The sequence below is a fragment of the Streptomyces beijiangensis genome (genome assembly GCF_017315755.1).
In the GTDB taxonomy this organism is placed as follows: Bacteria; Actinomycetota; Actinomycetes; order Streptomycetales; family Streptomycetaceae; genus Streptomyces; species Streptomyces beijiangensis.
The window spans coordinates 1-3,197 of sequence record NZ_JAFLRJ010000608.1 but is presented as its reverse complement, the minus strand read 5'-3'; the positions used below and the strand labels follow the sequence as shown (position 1 = coordinate 3,197).

2 protein-coding genes are annotated in these 3,197 nt (G+C 68.4%); one reads left to right on the top strand and one right to left on the bottom strand.

The features are described from left to right. Positions 1 to 30 precede the first annotated feature (30 nt). Complete coding sequence (locus J0695_RS37475) at positions 31 to 1,359, bottom strand: ABC transporter substrate-binding protein (protein WP_206969235.1); 1,329 nt, start codon at positions 1,357 to 1,359, stop codon at positions 31 to 33. Positions 1,360 to 1,638: 279 nt separating this feature from the next. On the opposite strand from J0695_RS37475, the gene J0695_RS37470 reads away from it, so the two are divergent. Further along, positions 1,639 to 3,197: beta-galactosidase (locus tag J0695_RS37470; RefSeq protein WP_206969230.1), on the top strand; the 1,559-nt coding region annotated here is incomplete at its 3' end.

The window sequence follows — 3,197 nt, the reverse complement described above, 5'->3', positions numbered from 1 at the left end:
GACGGCCGGTGCCCTCGAGCGGAGTGGTCGTCATGCCTCGGTCACCTTGAATCCCTGCTTCTTCATGTCGGCGAAGGTCTGGGACTGCATGTCGCCCACGGCGGAGAGGAACTTCGCCTTCTTCTTCGACTTGGCGGCCTTGCCGAAGCTGTCGGTGAACGCGTCGTAGGCGGTCTGGACGTTCGGGCCCCAGGCCGAGGCGACCGTGGTGGCGGAGATCTTGGCGGCCGTGTCGTAGAAGTCCTTCTGGTTGGGGAAGAACGCGGGCGTGGTGAGTACGGATCCCGACTGGGCCGCGGTGGCGGCCGGGTAGATGCCGGACTCCTTGACCAGTGCGGCAAGGGCCTCCGGGGCGGTGTTCAGCCACTTCGCGAACTTGGCCGCGGCCTCGGCGTTCTTGGAGTCGGTGGAGACGCCGGTGGAGGAGCCGCCCCAGCTGCCCGTGACGTTCTCGCCCGCGTTCCACTGCGGCAGCGGGGCCATGCTCCACTTGCCCTTGGTGTCGGGTGCGGAGCTGACCAGGACGCCCGGCGCCCACACGGCCGAGACCCAGGCGAGGTGGGTGCCCTTGTTCAGGGCGTTGTTCCAGGCCGGGGTGTACATCGGCTGGTTGTCGATGACGCCTTCCTCGACCAGGCCGCCCCAGAATCCCGCGACCTTGTCGGTGGCGTCACCGGCGATGTCGACCGTCCACTTGCCGCCGTCGTCCACCGTCCACCACTTGGCGCCGGCCTGCTGGGCGAGTCCGGCGAACAGACCCGAGTCCTGGGAGGAGAAGGTCGTCAGGAACGCGTCGGGGGCGGCCTTCTTCGCGGCGCGCGCGGTCTCGGCGAACTCGTCCCAGGTGGTGGGGACCTTGAGGCCGTGCTTCGTGAACAGGTCCTCGCGGTAGTAGAACATCAGCGGGCCCGAGTCCTGCGGCACCGCGTAGAGCGCGTCGCTGCTGAGCGTCACCATGCCCCAGACGCCGTCCGCGAAGCTGGACTTGACGTCCTTGGCGTACTTCGCGATGTCGGCGAGGACGTCATTGGAGACCAGGGTCGGCAGGGACTGGTACTCGACCTGGATGAGGTCGGGGGCGTTGCCCGCCTTCTTGGCGGTGATCAGCTTGGAGATCATCTCGCCACCGCTGGCCTGCTTGGACACCGTGACCGTGATGTCGGGGTTCTTCTTGTTCCAGATCGCGGCGACCTTTTCCATGCCCGGCGCCCACGACCAGTAGGTCAGCTTGACCGGTCCGCTGCTCTTTCCGGAACCGCTGTCGGAGCTGCCGCAGGCGGCGAGCGCGCCGGCCGCGGCGACGCTCAGGGCGCCGGCGAGCACGGTGCGCCGATTGATCTGGTGGCGGTGGATCGACATCTAAATCTCCCCTGACTGAGAAGGAGCCAGCTTGTGTGTCCCGCCTTCCAGACGTCCGCCGCGGGGCGGACCGAGCTGACAGGAAGGGGGTCCTAGGGGCTGTGCGCGAGGGCCGCGCTGCTCTGTGATCGTGCACAGTAGAAAATTGTTTCGGTCTCTTGTCAATGGATCAACCGTGGGGTTACCTACTTGTTGCTCGCCGATGTCAGCTCCGACTCAACCTGTGCACGCTCACAGAAATCTCTGACATCGCCTCTGTCGATCCGCTGGGAGCACCACATGTCCTCCGCCGTTCAGCACGACCGCCTGCCGCTTGCCTACGGGGGTGACTACAACCCCGAGCAGTGGCCGCAGGAGGTCTGGGAGGAGGACGTACGGCTGATGCGCGAAGCCGGTGTCACCGTGGTCTCCCTGGGTGTCTTCGCCTGGTCACGGATGGAGCCGCAGCCCGGTGTGTACGACTGGGACTGGCTCGACACGGTCATCGGGATGCTGCACTCGGCGGGGATCTCCGTGGACCTGGCGACGCCGACCGTGGTGCCGCCGGCGTGGTTCTACCGCGCCCACCCGGACGCGCTGCCGGTGACCCGCGACGGAGTACGTCTCGCCTTCGGCTCCCGCGGCGCGATCTGTCACTCCAACGCGGACTACCGCGCTGCTGCCGCCTCGATCACCACCAAGCTCGCCGAGCGGTACGGCAGCCACCCCGCCGTCGTCCTGTGGCACGTCCACAACGAGTACGGCGCCCCGGTCCTGACCTGCTACTGCGACAACTGCGCCGCCGCCTTCCGCCGCTGGCTGGCCGACCGCCACGGCAGCCTGGACGCCCTCAACGCGGCCTGGGGCACAGCATTCTGGGGCCAGATCTACGGCGACTGGGAGGAGATCACCCCGCCCCGTCTCACCCCCACCGTCTGCAACCCCACGCAGCAGCTCGACTACCAGCGCTTCGCCGACGCCCAGGCCCGCGCCAACTTCCTCGCCGAGCGCGACATCCTGCACCGCCTCTCCCCCGGCGTGCCCGTCACCACCAACTTCATGGTCGCGCCGAGCCAGTGCCAGTCCATCGACTACTGGGCCTGGGGCAAGGAGGTCGACCTCGTCACCAATGACCACTATCTGGTCACCGACGGCCGCCGCACCCACGTCAACCTGGCCCTCACCGCCGACCTGACCCGCTCGGTCGCGGGCGGCGCGCCCTGGCTGCTGCTCGAACACGCCACCTCTGGCGTCAACTGGCAGCCGTACAACCCGGCCAAGCGCCCCGGCGAGATGGCCCGCAACTCCCTCTCGCACGTGGCCCGCGGCTCCGAGGGCGCGATGTTCTTCCAGTGGCGGCAGTCCCGCAGCGGAGCCGAGAAGTTCCACTCGTCGATGCTGCCGCACGGCGGCACGGGCACCCGCGTCTGGCACGAGGTCGTCGAACTCGGTCACCGGCTGGAGGACCTGGCCGACCTGCGCTCGACCCGCACCCGCGCGGATGTCGCCATGATCTGGTCCTGGGACTCCTGGTGGGCGCAGAACCTGGAGTGGCGGCCGAGCGAGGCGCTGGACGCCCGGGAGCGCCTGGAATCCTTTTACGAGGCGCTGTACGACCGGCACCTCACCGTCGACTTCTTCCCCCCGTCCGGCATCGGCGCCCTGGACCCCGAGCGCTACCCGCTGCTCGTCGTCCCGCAGCTGTACTCGGCGCCCGCCTCCGTCGCCGCCGACCTGGAGAGCTATGTGGCGCGCGGCGGCACCCTGCTGGTCTCCTTCTTCTCCGGCATCGTCGACGAGAACGACACGCTGCACCCCGGTCCGTACCCGGGTGTGCTGCGCGACGTACTCGTCGACGA

Excerpts from the sequence above, each read along its gene's own strand:
- J0695_RS37475 (WP_206969235.1), bottom strand. The coding sequence starts at position 1,359 with ATGTCGATCCACCGCCACCAGATCAATCGGCGCACCGTGCTCGCCGGC.